This window comes from Azospirillum sp. B21, from assembly GCF_008364825.1.
Classification (GTDB): domain Bacteria; phylum Pseudomonadota; class Alphaproteobacteria; order Azospirillales; family Azospirillaceae; genus Azospirillum.
Map to the genome: position 1 here is coordinate 1 of NZ_VTTO01000009.1, position 16848 is coordinate 16848.

Consider the following 16848-nt stretch of genomic DNA (forward strand, 5'->3'; position numbering starts at 1 on the left):
CCTCTCCCCCGCCCACGCGATGGATATCAAGCGCGTGGTCAGCCCCGGTGGTATCGAGGCGTGGCTGGTCGAGGACCACAAGGTTCCGGTGCTGGCGATCGAATGGGCCTTCGAAGGGGCCGGCGGCACCGACCCCAAGGGCAAGGAGGGCTTGGCGAATCTCGCCTCCACCATGCTCGACGAAGGGGCCGGTCCTTACGATTCGCAGGCATTCCAGGCGCGGCTGCAGGACAAGGCCATCGCGCTGGGCTTCGATGCCGGGCGCGACGGGTTCAGCGGCTCGCTGCGCACCCTGACCGAACACCGCGACGAGGCGCTGGACCTGACCCGGCTTGCCCTGACCGAGCCGCACTTCGCGCCCGAGGCGCTGGACCGCATGCGGGCCTCGATCATGGCCAGCCTGAAGCGGGACCTCGCCGACCCCAACTACGTCGCGCGCCGCCAGTTCTACGCCACCGCCTTCCCCGATCATCCCTATGGCGGCGAGGTGCGCGGCACGTTGGAGACTCTGCCCACCGTCACGCCCGACGACCTGCGCGCCTTCGTGAAGGGCCAGTTCGGCCGCGACCGGCTGGTGGTGGCCGCCGCCGGCGACATCTCGCCGGAAGACCTCGGCAAGGCGCTGGACCGGGTGTTCGGCACCCTGCCGGCCAAGACCGAGGCGCCGGCGATCGCCGACGTGACGATGTCCGGGCTGGGCCAGACCATCCTGCTGCCGCGCCCGACCGCGCAGACCGTCATGCTGATGGGCCAGCCGGGGGTGAAGCGCGACGATCCCGACTGGTACGCCGCCACGGTGATGAACTATGTGCTGGGCGGCGGCGGCTTCGGCTCCCGCCTGATGGAGGAGGTCCGGGAAAAGCGCGGACTGAGCTATGGCGTCTACAGCTACCTGATCCCGATGGACCATGCCGCCGTGGTGATGGCCGGCGGCTCCACCGTCAATGCCAAGGCCGGACAGGCGCTGGACATCATCCGCCAGGAATGGGCGCGGATGGCGAAGGATGGCCTGACCGACCAGGAAATGGCCGACGCCAAGACCTATCTGACCGGCTCCTTCCCACTGCAGCTGGGCTCGACCCAGGCCATCGCCCGCGTCCTGCTGCAGGTGAAGCGCGACAAGCTGGGCATCGATTACCTGAACCAGCGCGACCGCTACATCAACGGCGTGACCCAGGCCGACATCAAGCGCGTCGCCCAGCGCCTGCTCGACCCGGCCAAGCTGCTGACCGTGCTGGTCGGCAAGCCGGAAGGCGTGACGCCGACGCGGACGGTCGACGGGGGGAGTTGAGGGGGCTTCGACTTCGGATGCCCCCTCCCCATCCCTCCCCCGCCTTCGGCGGTGGAGGGGGTAGGGCGTTTGCCGGGCTTCCACAACGGAGCGGCGGCAGTTCCCTCTCCCGCGTTAGCGGGCGAGGGTTAGGGAGGGGGCAAACCCGCTCCGAAGCCCCTCCCCTCACGCCAAATCCGGCTGACTCCCCGGAAAGCGCGGATCGCTTGGATCGACCGGGCTCCCCGGCACCTTCCCCGGAATGATCCCGACCTGATCCGGCCGCGCGGCATCGTCGCGGTCGCGTTGCTCTTCGCGCTCCTCAATCGGCGGGGTAACGGGCTTATCCGACATGGCGTCCTCCTGTTGCAAAGCCTCTGATCCACAACACCCCGCTCCCCCACCCGGTTGCACCACTGGCCGCCCCGCATAGGCCGTTAAGCCGCGCCGACTGCCGCGTTTTGGCCCGTGGCCGTTGCCGGTTGTCGGTGTTAGGCTCCCCACGCCCCGCAGATGGGCCGCGTCAAAGGACCGCTGACGTCAAGGAGTCCAAAGCATCATGACCGCGCTGACCCGTTCCCCCGCCTGGGCCGCTCTCGCCCAACACCGCCAGGACATGGCCAACACGCACATGCGTGACCTGTTCGCCGCCGATCCCGGCCGGTTCAAGGCCTTCTCGATGGAGGCCGCGGGGCTGTTCCTCGATTATTCGAAGAACCGCATCACGCGGGATACGGTCGGCCTGCTGCTCGACCTCGCCCGCCAGCAGGATGTCGAGGGTGTGCGCGCCCGCATGTTCGGCGGCGAACCGATCAACCTGACGGAAAAGCGCGCCGTGCTGCACACCGCGCTGCGCAATCGCTCCGACCGCCCGGTGACGGTGGACGGCCGCGACGTGATGCCGGCCGTCCGCGCCGTGCTGGAGCGGATGGACGCCTTCGCAAATTCGGTGCGCGACGGCGAATGGCGCGGCTACAGCGGCCAGCCGATCACCGACGTGGTGAACATCGGCATCGGCGGCTCCGACCTCGGGCCTGTCATGGCGACGGAGGCGCTGAAGCCCTTCGCCCATGCCCATGTCGCCCTGCATTTCGTCTCCAACGTCGACGGCACCCATCTGGCCGAACAGCTGAAGTGGCTGGACCCGGAGACGACGCTGTTCGTCATCGCATCCAAGACCTTCACGACGCAGGAGACGCTGACCAACGCCCATTCTGCCCGCCGCTGGTTCCTGGAGACCGCGCAGGACGAGGCGCATGTCGCCAAGCATTTCGTCGCCGTCTCCACCAACGAGGCGGAGGTGCGGAAGTTCGGCATCGACCCGGCCAACATGTTCGGTTTCTGGGATTGGGTCGGCGGCCGCTATTCGCTGTGGTCGGCCATCGGCCTGCCGATCATGATCGCCATCGGGCCGGAGCGCTTCGCCGAACTGCTGGCCGGCGCCCATGCGATGGACGAGCATTTCCGCACCGCGCCGCTGGAGCGCAATATGCCGGTGCTGATGGGCCTGCTGGGCGTCTGGTACCGCAATTTCTGGGACGCGTCGTCCTACGCGGTGCTGCCCTACGACCAGTATCTGCACCGCTTCCCCGCTTATCTCCAACAGCTGGACATGGAGAGCAACGGTAAGTCGGTAACCCGCGGTGGCGAGCCGGTGGACTATCAGACCGGCCCGGTGCTGTTCGGCGAACCCGGCACCAACGGCCAGCATGCCTTCTACCAGCTGATCCACCAGGGCACCTCGCTGATCCCCTGCGACTTCGTGGCGGCAGCGACCACCCACAACCCGATCGGGGCGGAGGCCGGCGCCCATCACCGCATCCTGCTGTCCAACGTCTTCGCCCAGGCCGAAGCACTGATGCGCGGCAAGACCGCCGACGAGGTGCGGGCGGAGATGACCAAGGCCGGCAAGCCGGCGGATGAGGTGGAGGCGCTGGTCCCCCACCGCGTCTTCCCCGGCAACCGCCCATCCAACACCATCATGATCCAGAGCCTGACCCCGGCGACGCTGGGCGCCCTGATCGCGCTGTACGAGCACAAGGTCTTCGTCCAGGGCATCGTCTGGGACATCAACAGCTTCGACCAGTGGGGCGTGGAGTTGGGCAAGCAGTTGGCCAACACCATCCTGCCGGAGATGGAAACCGGTCCGGCCGAGGGGGCGCATGACAGCTCCACCACCGGACTGATGGCGTGGTGGCGGGCGCACCGGTAAGCAACGGCCCGGCTTACGCCAAGTAATTGTATGTATACGAACGCTATCGGGCGGATTGGTCCCCTCCCGATGGCGTTCGGAACATTGCGGGAGCGTGGGGGTTGAAGAGGGAAGCGGTCTTTGCACCAATCCACTTCAGCGGAGCAGCACCATGTCCACCCGTTTACGCCTCGCCATCCTGATCTACGGCATGATCCAGGGTGTGGTCTTCGGCATCGGCACCGTCCTTGTCCTTGCGGTCCCCAGCTTTTCCGAGCAGGCGATGACGCTGATGCCGACCGTGGTGATCCTCAGCATCGTGCTGGCGGCTCCCATCGCCTGGTTCGTGGCGCCGCGGATGCGTCTGCGCTTCTGGCAGCGGCGTGAAGAGCGGCAACAGGCGCCGCGCCGCGTCACCCTGTCCTGACCGCTCGGTCCGTGCCGTCTTCCGCGACCATGGCGAACAGCCAGTCGCGGAAGGCGCGCATGGTCGGCGTCTCCGGCCGCGACTTCAGCGATGTCAGCCAGTAGGCGCCCTTGCACACGGTGACAGCGAAGGGCTGCTCGATCAGGCCGAGCGCCAGCGGCCGGCGGAACATTGCCACCGGGGCCAGCGCCACCCCGGCGCCCTGGATCGCCGCCTCCACCATCAGGGTGGAGGAGTCGAAGACCGGTCCCTTGACTGGCGGCATGGCCGAGGGCTCCACCCCGGCGGCGGCGAACCAGCCCGGCCATTCGTCGGCCCGGTAGGAGCGCAACAGGGTTTCGCGGCCGACATCGGCGGGGTCGCGCAGGCGGCGGGCGATCTCCGGCGCGCAGAGCACCGACAGCGGCGCGTCGAACAGGCGGACGGCATCGGTGCCGTGCCAGGCGCCGTCGCCGAAGCGGATGGCGTAGTCCAGCCCCTCCGCCGCGATGTCGACGCGGTTGTTGTTGGTGGACAGGCGCAAATCGACGAAGGGGTGCGCCTCACGGAAGCGGGACAGCCGCGGCAGCAGCCAGCCGACGGCGAAGGTGCCGACGGCGCCGACCGTCAGCACCTCGCGGAACCGCCCGCCCTCGAACTGGTCGAGTAGGCCGCCGATGCGGTCGAACGCTTCCTCCAGAGTCGGCAGCAGCGCCCGCCCCTCGTCGGTCAGGGCGAGGCCGCGCGGCAGGCGGTGGAACAGGTTGGCGCCCAACCGCTCCTCCAGCAGCTTGACCTGATGGCTGACGGCGGCCTGGGTCACGCACAGCTCGATGGCGGCGCGGGTGAAGCTGAGATGCCGCGCCGACGCCTCGAAGGCACGCAGGGCGTTCAGCGGCAGATAGGGGCGGACCACGGGTTCCCCGGACGATGCTGGATGTCGGGGGGTGCTAGCACCGAATGGGGGGTGGGCTCCAGGGGGATGTGGGGGTGGCTACGTTAGACCCCCACCTAACCTCCCCCGCTGGGCGGGGGAGGGACTGCCGCCGAACGTCGACAAGCATCCTGCCCCCTCCCCCGCCCAGCGGGGGAGGGTTGGGGTGGGGGCATCGTCAGCCGACACCTCCCCACAAACCCCTCACCGTCCCGTCAGCACCTTGCGCGTGTGAAGCGCGATCATCCGCTCCTCATCGGTCGGGATGACGTAGACCGGCAGGCGGCTTCCCGGAGTGGAAATCTTCGCCGCATTGGCCTCGTTGGCCGCCGCGTCGATCTCCACGCCCAACCACGCCAGCTTGTCGCCGACCCGCGCCCGCACCGGGGCGGAGCGTTCGCCGATGCCGGCGGTGAACACCACGGCGTCCACTCCGCCCATCGACGCGGCCAGCGCGCCGGTCTCCTTGGCGATACGGAAGCAGAACAACTCCACCGCCTCCTGGGCATGCGGGTCGCTGCTCTCCAGCAGGGCGCGCATGTCGTTGGAGATGCCCGACACGCCGAGCAGGCCGGACTTGTTGTACAGCATCTTCTCGATGGCACCGGCGTCCATGCCCTTGCGCATCAGGTAGATCAGCACGCCGGGGTCGATGGTGCCGCAGCGGGTGCCCATCGGCAGGCCGTCGAGTGCGGTGAAGCCCATGGTGCTGTCGACGCTGCGCCCGCCATGGATGGCGCACATGCTGGCACCGCTGCCGAGATGGGCGACCACAACCCGCGAGTCGCCCAGCTCCGGCGCGATTTCCGGCAGGCGGCGGGCGATGTACTCGTAGGACAGGCCGTGGAAGCCGTAACGGCGGACGCCCTCCTCCGTCAGCTCCCGCGGGATGGCGAAGGTCTGCGCCTGCCAGGGCTGGTTGCGGTGGAAGGCGGTGTCGAAACAGGCGACCTGCGGCAGCTCTGGATGCGCCTCGGCCAGCGCGCGGATGGCGGCCATGTTGTGCGGCTGGTGCAGCGGGGCGAGCGGCACCAGACCGTCCAACTCGTCCATCAGGGCGGAGGTCAGCAGCACCGGGGCCGCGTGGCGGACGCCGCCATGCACCACCCGGTGGCCGGCGGCGATCAGCGTCGCCCCTTCCAGCCGTTCCTCGATCCAGTCGAGCAGGTAGGACAGCAGCGCCGTGCGGTCGCTGGCCTCCCCCGCTCCCCAGCTCTTGTCGGCGAGCGGCCGGCGCTGGGCGTCCTTGGCCTCGAACACCGGCTGGGTGCCGATGCCCGAGATCTGGCCGTTGATGGTGACCACCGGATCCCCGCCGCCATGATCCCGGAACACCGAGAATTTCAGGCTGGAGGAGCCGGCATTGATGACGAGGATCGCGTTGGACATGGAACCTGCCCTCCTCACTCGGCCGCGGCGGCGGCACCGCGGCGGCGGGCGGCGGCCGACAGGACGGCCACGGCACAGGACGCCAGACGGGTGCGGACATTGTCGGCGCGGCTGGTCAGGATGATCGGCACGCGGGCGCCCAGAACGATGCCGGCGGCATCGGCATGGGCCAGGAAGGACAGCTGCTTGGCCAGCATGTTGCCGGCCTCCAGGTCGGGGACCAGCAGGATGTCGGCCTGACCGGCCACCTCGGACTTGATGCCCTTGGTGATGGCGGCCTCGCGGCTGATGGCGTTGTCGAAGGCCAGCGGACCGTCCAGGATGCCGCCGGTGATCTGCCCGCGGTCGGCCATCTTGCACAGCGCGGCGGCTTCCAGCGTCGAGGCGATCTTGGTGTTGATGGTCTCGACCGCCGACAGGATGGCGACGCGCGGAACCTCGGTGCCCAGAACCTTGGCGAGGTCGATCGCGTTCTGGACGATGCTGACCTTGTCCTCCAGCGTCGGGTAGATGTTGATCGCCGCATCGGTGATCAGCAGCGGACGCGGGTAGGTCGGGACGTTCATCACGAAGACGTGGCTCAGGCGCCGGCCGGTGCGCAGTCCGGTCTCCTTCCTCACCACCTCGCCCATCAACTCGTCGGTGTGCAGGCTGCCCTTCATCACCGCCTCGCACTCGCCGGTGCGGGCCAGCCGCACGCCGGTCTCAGCGGAGGCATGGCTGTGGGCGACGTCGACGATCCGGTAGCGGGAGATGTCCAGCCCGTACGTGTCGGCGACCGAGCGGATCTTGGCTTCCGGCCCGACCAGCACCGGGTCGATCAGGTTGGCCTCGGCCGCCTCGACGGCGCCGCGCAGCGAGCTTTCGTCGCAGGGATGGACGACGGCGGTCGGCACCGGCGGCAGCGACTCGCACTTCTTCAGCATCAACTCGTGGCCGTCATGGCGGATCACCTGCACCTGCGGCAGTTCCGCTGCGGCGCGGCAGAACTTTTCCGTCGGGGCGATCACCTCGGCGACGCCGGTGGCGACGGTCTTGCCGTCCTGGTTCGCGGCGAGGCAGTCGAAAACGACCGTCTTGCGTTGCGGATCCTTGGACTTGGCGGTGACCGTCACGGTGACGATGTCGCCCAGCAGGACCGGGCGTTCGAAACGCAAATCCTGGCCGACATAGACGGTGCCGGGGCCGGGCAGCAGCGTGCCGAGAACCGCGGAGATCAGCGAGCCGGACCACATGCCGTGCCCGACCACCTTGTGGTCGGCGGTGTAGTTCTCGTCCACATGGGACGGGTTGAGGTCACCGGACACCGTGGCGAACAGCTCGATGTCGGACATGGTCAGCCGGCGCGACAGGCTGGCCTGCTGGCCGATGCGGATTTCCTCGAACGTGACGTTTTCGATCATGGGGCTGCCGTTCTTGCCGGTCGGAACGATGCCGCTGCGGCCCGCCGGAGCGGCGGAGAGGGCGGCGGTGACGGTGTCCATCTCAAAGCTCCTCAAAAGGATCGCGGCGCCCGACCAACGGACCGCCGGACGGACGGAAGCCCGTCCGCAGGCCAACCCGTATGCCGGAGACCGGGACGGATGCCCCCTGGAATGGGGCACCCGTCGCCGCGGCAGGCCGTATCCTCCCGATCCCGGTTCCCGTGCCGCGGCGCCCGCTGTGGCAAGCCGATGGCATCGGGCCGGAACCCGTCTTGTTGGGTCCCGCCGAAGCGGAACCTTCACTCTCCAAGGATTTTCCAAGGAGTGTGCTTGTGCGAAAGAAATAGCCCCCATGGCCAGGGGACCCAATGACCTACATCAATAAAGTTGCCAAGCTATTGTTGCAGCTGGGTTACTGAGTTCGTTTCGGAGCGGTGAGCGGCCGCAGCATAACCGAAACTTGCGCGTCCACGGACGAGAAAAGCGGACCGGCGGGAAAAACTGCCACCATTGCGCGCTGCGGCATGGCCTGGGTGGCGGCAGGGACCGGTCTGCAGGCGCCTGTCCGTCCGTTCACTCCGCGGCAGCCGCGCAGGAGCAATGCTGCACGAGACGCGGTACGCTGACGGTGAAAACGGTGCCGTGCCCCACCCGCGACCGCACGGTGACGGGATGGTCCAGCATCTGGGCCATGCGGCGGACGATCGACAGCCCCAGACCCAGGCCGCGCCCGCTGTCGCGCTGGTCGGTGCCGCAGCGGTAGAAATCCTCGAAGATCGCCGTCATCTCGGCTTCGGCGATGCCGGGACCGGTGTCCCATACTTCGATGGACAGGCGGTCGCCGCCCTCGCTATCGCAGCGGCGGCGGCAGCCCAGCAGGATCCGCCCTTCGGTGGTGTAGCGCAGGGCATTGACCAGCAGGTTGCGCACCATCCGCTCCAACAGGATCGGGTCGCTGCGCACGCGGGCCGAACAGGGCACCATCCGCAACTCCAGCCCGCGGTCGGCAGCCTGATCGCCGATCTCGATGGACAGGCGTCCAAGGATGTCCTGCACGTCGAAATCGACGACCCGCGGCTTCACGTTGCCGACCTCCAGCGCAGAGGTGTCGAGCAGGGTGGACAGCAGCGTATTGCCGGCGCTCAGCGCCTCGCCCAGCTTGTTCGCCACCTCCACCTGCTGGGGATCGTCCAGCTTGCTCAACAGGATGTGATGGAACAGGCTCATCGCCTGGAAGGGCTGGCGCAGGTCGTGGCTGGCGGCGGCCAGGAAACGGCTCTTGGCCTGGTTGGCGCGCTCCGCCTCGGCATGGGCGCGGGCAATAGCCTCGCGGATTTCGACCGACTCCGTCATGTCGACCGCGGCACAGATGATGCCGCAGACCGCCCCGGTGTCGTCGCGCATCGGCTCCACCGACAGGTCCAGCGCGCGGCGGATGCCGTTATGGGACATCTCCACTTCGCAGCGGGCGCCGATCCCGCGCTCCATCACCGACCGCTTGATGGGAATCAGCCGGTCGGCGTCCTGCGGGAACAGTTCGGCATCGGTACGGCCGATCATGCGTTCCGGACGGAAGTCCGGCTGCGGACAATAGACCCACAGATGCCGCAGGTCGAGGTCCTGGGTGAACAGCGTCACCTTGGAATGGCGCAAGGCCATCCGGAACCGCTCCTCGCTTTCACGTAAAGCGCGAGCCATGGCGGCGCGGGCACGCGCCTCGGTGCGCAGCAGGCGCTTCGTCCGCGCCTCGCGCAGCACATAGGCGGCGGCACCGGCGGTCAGAAGGAACCCGCCGATCAGCATGGTCCAGGCCAGCCGGTCGTCGGCACTGAACAGCCGCACCGGCCCCGGCACCACGTACAGCCGCCACACCCGCCCGCCATAGGCGATATCGCGGACGATGGCGCGCGACGCCGCCTCCCCGGTCAGCTGCTCCAGCGTCAGCGGCCGGATCGGAGAATGCGGAAGCTCGCCGGGACGGCTGAGCGCCCCTTCGGCGGCAAGCAGCCGCGGCGCTCCCGCCTTCGGGTCCAGCAGATAGGCGTCACCAACGGTCAGCCCCACCCGCAGAACCGCATCACGCAGCAACTGACCGACATCGAAGCTGGTCCACAGGAAGCCGGTCAGGACATCACAGACCGTACGGGCGGCTAACCACCCCTCCCCGACATCGACGTCGCGCGAGTAGACCGGCAGGTAGATCAGGGCGGAATCCGGACCGAACTCCGCCCGCAGCGGCTCGCCCTCGGCCGCAACCACGCGATTGGCGGCACAGGATCGGACCAGCACATCGCGCTGACCGGGCAGGCTGGCCATATCCAGGCCGATCAGGCCGACCGCCGATTTGGGCTCGGCAAGCACATTCACGAACCGGTCGGCGCCGGGTTCCAGGGCTGCGTCCTCGACGGCATAGCGGACGGCGAAGGAGGTATGGCCGGCCGACCGCATCGCCCGCTCCAGCAGCGGCAGGTCGCGTTCGGCCATCCGCCGTGCCCAGACGACGGCGCGGAGGTTGGGATAGAGCGGAAGCAGGGGTTCGGCCGCCGAGGAAAAGCTCGCCTCCGTCACCGGCTCCGGTCCGGCCATGGGACCGCTCAGCGCGCGCAGAAGGACGCTCTGATGGTCGAAGCCGCTCTTGAGTTCATCGTGGAGTTGGATGGCCTGACGATCGGCCAGGGCATGTTCGGCATCGCCGGTCGCGGCACGGATCAGAAGGAAGGCGCTGAGGGATAGGAACAGGCCGGCAAAGACGATGGCTGGAACTGCCGTGCCCGCCCGTCCGTCTCCCCGATATCGCCGGTTCATCCGATTGCCCTCCGTCGCGCCCATACCAGATCATAGCGACGGAAAGACATAAATGGGTATGTGAAAGATCCACATTAAACGAAAGAGGGAGGTATCTCTAACCATCGGTGGATAAGAAAACGTTACCAGAAGGGATCATCGCAAGAACTCTGTCGCATTTTGTCGCACTCTTGCGACCTCTGTTTCAGAAAAGTCATTGCGCTGCAGCAACGATTAACACGCCCCCTCCATTACCCTTTTCCGCACTGCCGACTCCGCCACCTATTTAGAGTCAATATTATCAGAGCGGATCGTGCCCAAGCAGGTGGATGACCGCCGTACGCAAGGCGAGCGGTGCTACCGGCTTGTGGAGCAACGGATAACCGGACAGGCGCGCCTCGCGCAGACGCTTCGGATCGGTATCGCCGGTCAGGATCATGCCGGGCACCGGACGGTCGAACAGCTTGGCGATCTGCCGGATGGCGACGATGCCATTCGCCGCTCCCTTCAGCCGCAGGTCGGAAATGATGAGGTCGAATCGGTCAGGCGTCGGGCCGATCCGTTCGACGGCGGCATCATAGGATTCCGTACCCACCACGCTGCACCCCCATTGGCTCAGCAGCGCCTCCAGTGCCGCCAGCACCATCGGATCGTCCTCGATCACCAGGATGCGGGTCCGGCTGATGTCGGCCCCACCGCCCTCCGGCGCAGCCGAGGCAAGCGGTTCCTCTTTGCCGGCGCCTTCTGCCGCCTCGACGGAGCGCGAAACGATCACCGCGAAGACGGTGCCCCGCCCCTCCGCCGAACACACCTCCAGCCCGAAGCCGAGTTTGCGTGCCAAGCCGCGGACCAGCGTCAGGTCCAGCCCCAGCGTGCCGGAGCCCTCCCCGGCCGGACGCGCCAGTTCCGTCCTCAGCGCCTCCAACCGCTGCGGGGACAGACCGCGGCCACTGTCCCACACCTCGATCCGCAGGCGGTCGCCGCGGGTGCGGCAGCCGACCAGAACCCGGCCATGCGCCGTGACGCGCAGGGCATTGGCGACCAGCCCGTGCAGCAGGCGCTCCAGCAGCGCGGAGTCGGTCCGCACCACCGCCGAACAGGGCATCACGCTGAAGCGCACCCCGCGGTCGGCGAAGCGCGGCGCCACGTCCAGCGCCAGCCGCATCAGGACCCCGTTGACGGCGTGGGTGCGGATGTCCGGCTCGACCAGACCGCTTTCCAGGCGGACCAGATCGAAATGACCATCCACCATGCTGCGCATGGACTCCACCGCCTGGGCCATCGAGTGCAGCAGGTCGCGCCCCGACCGCTCCGCCGCGCCGGTGCGGCCCTCCTTCAACCGGCCGTCCAGCGTGCCGATCAGCAGGGACAGTGCCGCCAGAGGCTGGCGAAGGTCATGACTCGCCGCCGCGAACAGGCGTCCCGCCGGGTCGTGCATCGGCTGTACGGCCGGAACCGTGGCGGGACTGTCCGCGGATGCGGAAGTCGGGACGGGGTGGGTGGTGGAGGATGTGAGGTTGGCGAGCCGCCACACCGCCCCGCCACTGGCCAGCGGGACAACCATGGCGCCCGGCCCGGCCTGCTCCTCCAGGTCGGCGGACGACATCCCGGCCGCAAGGCGGCCGGCCAGACCCGGCAAGGCTTCGGCCGCCGGAGACCAGTCTGCCAGCCGTCCGTCTACGCCGAACACCAGAATCGGAGGCGCCGGGCAGTCGGCATCGTCTTGGCTGCCGTTCATGGCCACACCTGCATCCAAACCATAACGCCCCGGCAACGATCACGCTGTGGAGCTACCAGAGTATGGAAGCCATCGCGCGCTGCAAAGCCCGCCATTGGGCAGAGCGTACGCGAAGATCGTAACATCCGGCGCAATCAAACCTTTTGTTGCATTTTCGGTAAATCCGATAGAAGCCATCCGCAAAGGAGGCTTTCTGTTACAATTCGACAAATAATCGTGGCCATTCCGGGCTTGGCCTTCAGCGTTTTTTAGGAATGGGCCGCAATGATGGATGGATGGAATGCGACGCGCAGACTTGTGACGATGGGGAAAGCGGCCGGGCAACCGCTGGGAAAGTCCTACCCGATGATCTTTTCCTGTCGGCAACGATGCGGCTGCCGGTTGCGGTCGCCATTCTCAAGGCCCACCGCGACTGCACCGGGGCACTGACGGACCTGGAATGGCAGTCGGCCAACGCGGCGGCGGAACGGCTGCTGGGCGCCGCCCCTCTGGCCGGCCGCCGGCTGCGCGGCGGTGCGACCGACGCCGCCTGCCCGGGACTGTTCGCGGTGCTGGCAGACGCCCTGCATGAACCGGTGGAGCGGACGGTCGCGGCGCGGCGCGGCAGCATTCCCGTGCGCTGGCGGGTGGTGGCGGCCCCGGCGCCCGGCGGCCTCAGCGCGATCCTGACCGACCTGGGCCCGGAGGCGCCCTCCGTGGCCGAAGCGCTGGCCGAAAGCCTGACCGCGGCGCTGGAGCACAGCGCCGAGAGCTTCGCCCTGTTCGACCATGACGACCGCCTTGTCCACGCCAACAGCCGGTTGAAAAGCGACCTGCCCGCGCTGGCCGACCGGCTGGTGCCCGGCGTGCCCTTCGAGGAGCTGGCCCGCAGCTTCGCACTGTCCGACCCCCGCCTGACCACGGAGGAGGAGCGTGCGAGCTGGATGAGGGTGCGGCTGGAGCGGCATCGCCGGCTGGAGCCGCCGGTGGTCGTGCCGCTGCCCGACGGGCGTTGGCTGCTCAGCCGCGAACATGCGGTGCCCGGCGGCGTGCTGGTCCACTACACCGACGTCACCACGCTGAAGCTGAACGAGGAACGGATGCGCGTCCGCGAAGCGGAGGCGCGCGCCGCCCGCAGCGAGGCGGAAAGCGCCAGCCGCGCCAAGAGCGCCTTCCTGGCGCAGATGAGCCATGAGTTGCGGACGCCACTGAACGCCGTTCTGGGCTTTTCCGAGATGCTGCTGTCAGAGCCGTTCGGGCCGCTGGGCAACCCGCGCTACCGCAGCTATGCCGGCGACATCCGCGATGCCGGGAGCCATCTGCTGGCCCTGATCGACGACATCCTGGAGTTGTCGCGCCTGGACGGCACCATGCCGATGGCCGAAGAGGGGGTGGATCTGGACGCCCTGTCGCTCAAGGTCGCCGCAGCCCTGCAGGAGGTCGCGGCCGAGGGCGAGGTCCGCCTGCGCCGCGACGTGCCGGCCGACCTGCCGCTTCTGCAGGGCGACGCCCAGGCGCTGACCCAGATGCTGACCAATCTGCTGTCAAACGCCGTCACCCACACCCGGCCGGGCGGCGAAGTGGTGCTGACGGCGCAGCTGATGCCGGACGGCGGGATCGGGCTGATGGTGGCCGACACCGGCGTCGGCATCCCGACCGCCGAGCTTCCCCACATCCTCCACCCCTTCGAGCTGCAGGATTCCACCATCGCCCGCAATTCCCGCGGGACCGGGCTGGGTCTGCCGATCGTCAAGCGGCTGGCTGAAATGCATGGCGGCCGGCTGGAGCTGACCAGCGAGCCGGGAGTCGGCACCGCCGCCGTTCTGGTGTTCCCCGCCGACCGCAGCCTGCCGCGCGACCGTTGCAGGCCGGCTCCCCTGCCCCCGGTCATCATTCCGGGCTGAGTCCGGTTCCGGACCGGCCGCAACCCGCCATACTCTTTTTGCCCCTTGGCGCCGCGGGGCCGACGCGGCATTGTGTCCACATCGTTCCCGAACCGTTCTATTTTCCAGTGGTGGCACAGCGCCAATGAGCGACGACCTTGCCGTTCCGGCTTCCGATGGTGAAACCTCCCTGTCCGCCGGCGGAGCGGTGCCGATCTTCCGCGGCGTGCGGCGGGCGCTGGCGACGCGCGGCTATGCCACCCTGACCGAGTTCCGGCTGGCGAGCGGACGGCGGGCCGACGTGCTGGCCATCGACGAGTCCGGCTGCATCCTGATCGTCGAGGTGAAGAGCGGCGTTCCCGATTTCCGGTCCGACCAGAAATGGCAGGAGTATCGCGAATGGTGCGATGCCTTCTATTTCGCCGTCGATGACGGTTTCCCGACAGAGCTGATTCCGGAAGATTGCGGGCTGATGGTCGCCGATGCCTATGGCGCCGAGATCCTGCGCGAGGCGCCGGTCAGCAAGCTGGCTGCCGCCCGCCGCAAGACCCTGCTGCTGCGCGCGGCGATGACCGGCGCCGGGCGCCTGCACCGGATCGAGGATCCGATGTTCACCCAGGCCTCTCCCACCGTGTGACGTCGCCCCCATCCGACACTGTCTCATGGTGTGGATGCGCGCCGGCCAGGAACCGTCTAGACTGCGGTCCTCTGATCAACCGGGAAGAGCGGACCGGCATGCCCCCCTTGCACATCCTGCTGGCGGAAGACGAGACGGTCACCCGCCTTGCCGCCCGTGCCCTGCTGGAGCGTGCCGGCCATCGGGTGGTGGCGGTGGAGGATGGCCCGGCCGCCGTCGCGGCCGCCGCGCAGATCGCCTTCGACCTGATCCTGATGGATCTGGGACTGCCGGGCCTACCCGGCGACGAGGCCGTCCGCGCCATCCGCGGCCGACCGGGCGGCGGCACCCCGCGGATCCTGATGCTGACGGCCAGCATCACCGCGGATGGCCGTAACCGCTGCGCCGGCTGCGGTGCCGACGGTATCCTGGCGAAACCTCTGAAACTGGACGCGCTGGCCGCCGCGCTGGCCGGCTCGCCGCAAGCCTCACCGCCGGTGGTCGAGCCTGATTTCGACGAAGGCGCCATCGCGACGATGTGGGACATGCTGCCACCCGACCGCACCGCCGAGTTGATCGGCAAGACGGCGGCCGTGCTGCGCCAGCACGATCGGACGCTCGGCGAAGCCTTGCGGAACGGGGACCGGATGACTGCCGGGGCGATGGCGCACAAGATCGCCGGCGTGTCCGGCCAGTATGGCTGCCTCGCCCTGCGCCGCGCCGCCCGCGCACTGGAGGCGGCGTTGGAGGACGGCAGCAGTGCCGACCTGCCGCGGCGGATCGCCGATCTGACCGGCGCAATGGCGCCGGCGCTGGCGTTTCTGGATCGTTGCGCCGCGGCGACGCGGGGGTGATCCCCCGCCCCGTTCCGCGATGGGCGCCTGTCAGCCGCGCTCGCCGGGCGATACGGCGACGCAATGGTGCCCGTGCTTCGTCAGCACCGCACAGGCCTTGCGCGCGTCCTTCTCGTCAAGACCGGTCAGACGGGCGCGATAGACGGTGTCCTTGCCGGCCTTCGCCTCCACCACGCTGGCCTTGGCCGCGCGCAGGATGAAGGGAGCCTGCTTGACCGCCTGGCTGACCGCCTTGTTGCCGGCCGCGCGGCTGGAGAAGGCGCCGACCTGGACACCCCAATGCGAACCGGCATCGCGCGCGGCCTTGCTCTCCCGCGCCGGAGCGGCGGGAACCGCGGCCATCTGCACGGCGGCGCGCACCGGCTTGGCCTTCACCACCGGTTCGTCGTCGTCATCCCCCTCGGCATCGACAGCGTCGGAGCGGGTGGTGTCGAGGCTGGCCATCACCGGCCCGTCGTCGCGGCCATGGCTGGCCCGGCCGAAGGCCTGGTCGAGCAGCGCCTCCATCTTGTTGTCGCGCGACCCGGCGGACTTGCCGCCCATAACTACGCCGACCAGACGGCGCCCGTCCCGCACCGCCGATGCGGCGAGGTTGAAGCCCGACGCGACGGTGTAGCCGGTCTTGATGCCGTCCATGCCCTCGTAGCGGGACATCAGACGGTTGTGGTTGGCCAGCGTGCGGCCGCCATAGACGAAATTGCGGCGGCTGAAATAGGGATAGTATTTGGCATGGTCGCGCATCAGGGCGCGGGACAGCGCGGCATAGTCGCGGGCGGTCGTCACCTGCTCCATGTTCGGCAGGCCCGACGCGTTGCGGTAGACGGTGCGGCGCATTCCCAGCTCGCGCGCTTTGCGCGTCATCATCTCGGCAAAGCGGGACTCGGTGCCGCCCAGCGCCTCCGCCAGGACGACGGCGGCGTCGTTGGCCGATTTGGTGACGAGACCGAGGATCGCGGTTTCGACCTTCAGCGTCTGGCCGGCGCGCAGGCCGAGCTTGGTCGGCGACATGCTCTCCGCAAAGGAGGAAACCGGCAACTGCTGGTCGAGGGACAGGCGACCGTCCTCCAGCGCGTCGAAGGCGAGGTACAGCGTCATCATCTTGGTCAGCGACGCCGGATGGACGATGGCGTCGGCATCCTGGTCGATCAGCACCTGCCCGGTACGGGCATCGACCACGATGGCCGCGGCCTTCGCCGCCAGCGCTTCGGCCGCCGAGAGGCCGGACCCTACGGCCACCATGCCCAGCAGCGCGGCCGCCGCGAGGAAATGGCGTCCCACACCCGCCGAACTCCGCCCGCCGGCCGTATCCGTTCCGCGAAAGGCGAACGGAAACAATCCGTTACGAACGGTGTTGCGCGTTACACTCATGATGGCCCCGCC

13 protein-coding genes are annotated in these 16848 nt (G+C 68.5%); 6 read left to right on the forward strand and 7 right to left on the reverse strand.

Annotated elements, in window-relative coordinates; translation table 11 throughout:
• On the forward strand, positions 1-1291 hold a 1291-nt coding region (locus tag FZ983_RS20610; protein ID WP_149225402.1), incomplete at its 5' end, for a pitrilysin family protein.
• Between the two features lie 165 nt (positions 1292-1456).
• On the opposite strand, the gene FZ983_RS34225 is transcribed toward FZ983_RS20610, so the two are convergent.
• Entirely contained in the window at positions 1457-1624 is a 168-nt protein-coding gene (locus tag FZ983_RS34225; protein WP_014247017.1) for a hypothetical protein, read from the reverse strand.
• Positions 1625-1829: 205 nt separating this feature from the next.
• On the opposite strand from FZ983_RS34225, the gene pgi reads away from it, so the two are divergent.
• Positions 1830-3482, forward strand: a complete 1653-nt coding sequence (gene pgi, locus FZ983_RS20615; RefSeq protein ID WP_149225403.1) for a glucose-6-phosphate isomerase — start codon at positions 1830-1832, stop codon at positions 3480-3482.
• A 151-nt stretch (positions 3483-3633) separates the two neighbouring features.
• Positions 3634-3888, forward strand: a complete 255-nt coding sequence (locus tag FZ983_RS20620) for a hypothetical protein (protein ID WP_085088340.1) — start codon at positions 3634-3636, stop codon at positions 3886-3888.
• On the opposite strand, the gene FZ983_RS20625 is transcribed toward FZ983_RS20620, so the two are convergent.
• The 5 genes from FZ983_RS20625 to FZ983_RS20645 all read right to left on the reverse strand — a co-directional run bounded on the left by FZ983_RS20625 (position 3875) and on the right by FZ983_RS20645 (position 12136).
• Positions 3875-4783 carry a LysR family transcriptional regulator gene (locus FZ983_RS20625; protein WP_149225404.1) on the reverse strand — a complete coding sequence of 303 codons (909 nt, stop codon included), beginning with the start codon at positions 4781-4783 and terminating at the stop codon, positions 3875-3877. The genes FZ983_RS20620 and FZ983_RS20625 overlap by 14 nt on opposite strands.
• Before the next feature lie 222 nt (positions 4784-5005).
• Positions 5006-6190 carry an acetate/propionate family kinase gene (locus FZ983_RS20630; RefSeq protein WP_149225405.1) on the reverse strand — a complete coding sequence of 395 codons (1185 nt, stop codon included), beginning with the start codon at positions 6188-6190 and terminating at the stop codon, positions 5006-5008.
• A gap of 14 nt (positions 6191-6204) precedes the next feature.
• A complete protein-coding gene (locus FZ983_RS20635) occupies positions 6205-7593 on the reverse strand; it encodes a bifunctional enoyl-CoA hydratase/phosphate acetyltransferase (RefSeq protein WP_149225584.1) in 1389 nt (462 codons plus the stop codon).
• Positions 7594-8187: 594 nt separating this feature from the next.
• Positions 8188-10419 (reverse strand): ATP-binding protein, encoded by a 2232-nt coding sequence (locus FZ983_RS20640; protein ID WP_149225406.1) that lies wholly within the window; start codon positions 10417-10419, stop codon positions 8188-8190.
• A 280-nt stretch (positions 10420-10699) separates the two neighbouring features.
• Positions 10700-12136 (reverse strand): hybrid sensor histidine kinase/response regulator, encoded by a 1437-nt coding sequence (locus FZ983_RS20645; protein WP_149225407.1) that lies wholly within the window; start codon positions 12134-12136, stop codon positions 10700-10702.
• 368 nt (positions 12137-12504) lie between these two features.
• Between FZ983_RS20645 and FZ983_RS20650 the strand changes: the two genes are divergently transcribed.
• The 3 genes from FZ983_RS20650 (at position 12505) to FZ983_RS20660 (ending at position 15468) form a co-directional block, all read left to right on the forward strand.
• Entirely contained in the window at positions 12505-14019 is a 1515-nt protein-coding gene (locus FZ983_RS20650; RefSeq protein ID WP_247883889.1) for a PAS domain-containing sensor histidine kinase, read from the forward strand.
• Between the two features lie 124 nt (positions 14020-14143).
• Entirely contained in the window at positions 14144-14635 is a 492-nt protein-coding gene (locus tag FZ983_RS20655) for an MmcB family DNA repair protein (protein WP_149225408.1), read from the forward strand.
• A gap of 98 nt (positions 14636-14733) precedes the next feature.
• Positions 14734-15468: a response regulator gene (locus FZ983_RS20660; protein WP_247883890.1), complete on the forward strand. Its 735-nt coding sequence runs from the start codon at positions 14734-14736 to the stop codon at positions 15466-15468.
• A gap of 30 nt (positions 15469-15498) precedes the next feature.
• Here FZ983_RS20660 and FZ983_RS20665 read toward each other — a convergent pair whose 3' ends face one another.
• The gene (locus tag FZ983_RS20665) at positions 15499-16746 is read right to left on the reverse strand and encodes a D-alanyl-D-alanine carboxypeptidase family protein (protein ID WP_149225409.1); all 1248 of its coding nucleotides are present in this window, start codon (positions 16744-16746) and stop codon (positions 15499-15501) included.
• Between the last annotated feature and the right edge of the window lie 102 nt (positions 16747-16848).

Bases quoted from the DNA above. Each gene is read 5' to 3' on its own strand.
- FZ983_RS20635 (WP_149225584.1), bottom strand. From the start codon at position 7,593: ATGATCGAAAACGTCACGTTCGAGGAAATCCGCATCGGCCAGCAGGCC.
- FZ983_RS20645 (WP_149225407.1), bottom strand. From the start codon at position 12,136: ATGAACGGCAGCCAAGACGATGCCGACTGCCCGGCGCCTCCGATTCTG.
- FZ983_RS20655 (WP_149225408.1), top strand. From the start codon at position 14,144: ATGAGCGACGACCTTGCCGTTCCGGCTTCCGATGGTGAAACCTCCCTG.
- FZ983_RS20650 (WP_247883889.1), top strand. From the start codon at position 12,505: ATGCGGCTGCCGGTTGCGGTCGCCATTCTCAAGGCCCACCGCGACTGC.
- pgi (WP_149225403.1), top strand. From the start codon at position 1,830: ATGACCGCGCTGACCCGTTCCCCCGCCTGGGCCGCTCTCGCCCAACAC.
- FZ983_RS34225 (WP_014247017.1), bottom strand. From the start codon at position 1,624: ATGTCGGATAAGCCCGTTACCCCGCCGATTGAGGAGCGCGAAGAGCAA.
- FZ983_RS20630 (WP_149225405.1), bottom strand. From the start codon at position 6,190: ATGTCCAACGCGATCCTCGTCATCAATGCCGGCTCCTCCAGCCTGAAA.
- FZ983_RS20620 (WP_085088340.1), top strand. From the start codon at position 3,634: ATGTCCACCCGTTTACGCCTCGCCATCCTGATCTACGGCATGATCCAG.
- FZ983_RS20640 (WP_149225406.1), bottom strand. From the start codon at position 10,419: ATGAACCGGCGATATCGGGGAGACGGACGGGCGGGCACGGCAGTTCCA.
- FZ983_RS20660 (WP_247883890.1), top strand. From the start codon at position 14,734: ATGCCCCCCTTGCACATCCTGCTGGCGGAAGACGAGACGGTCACCCGC.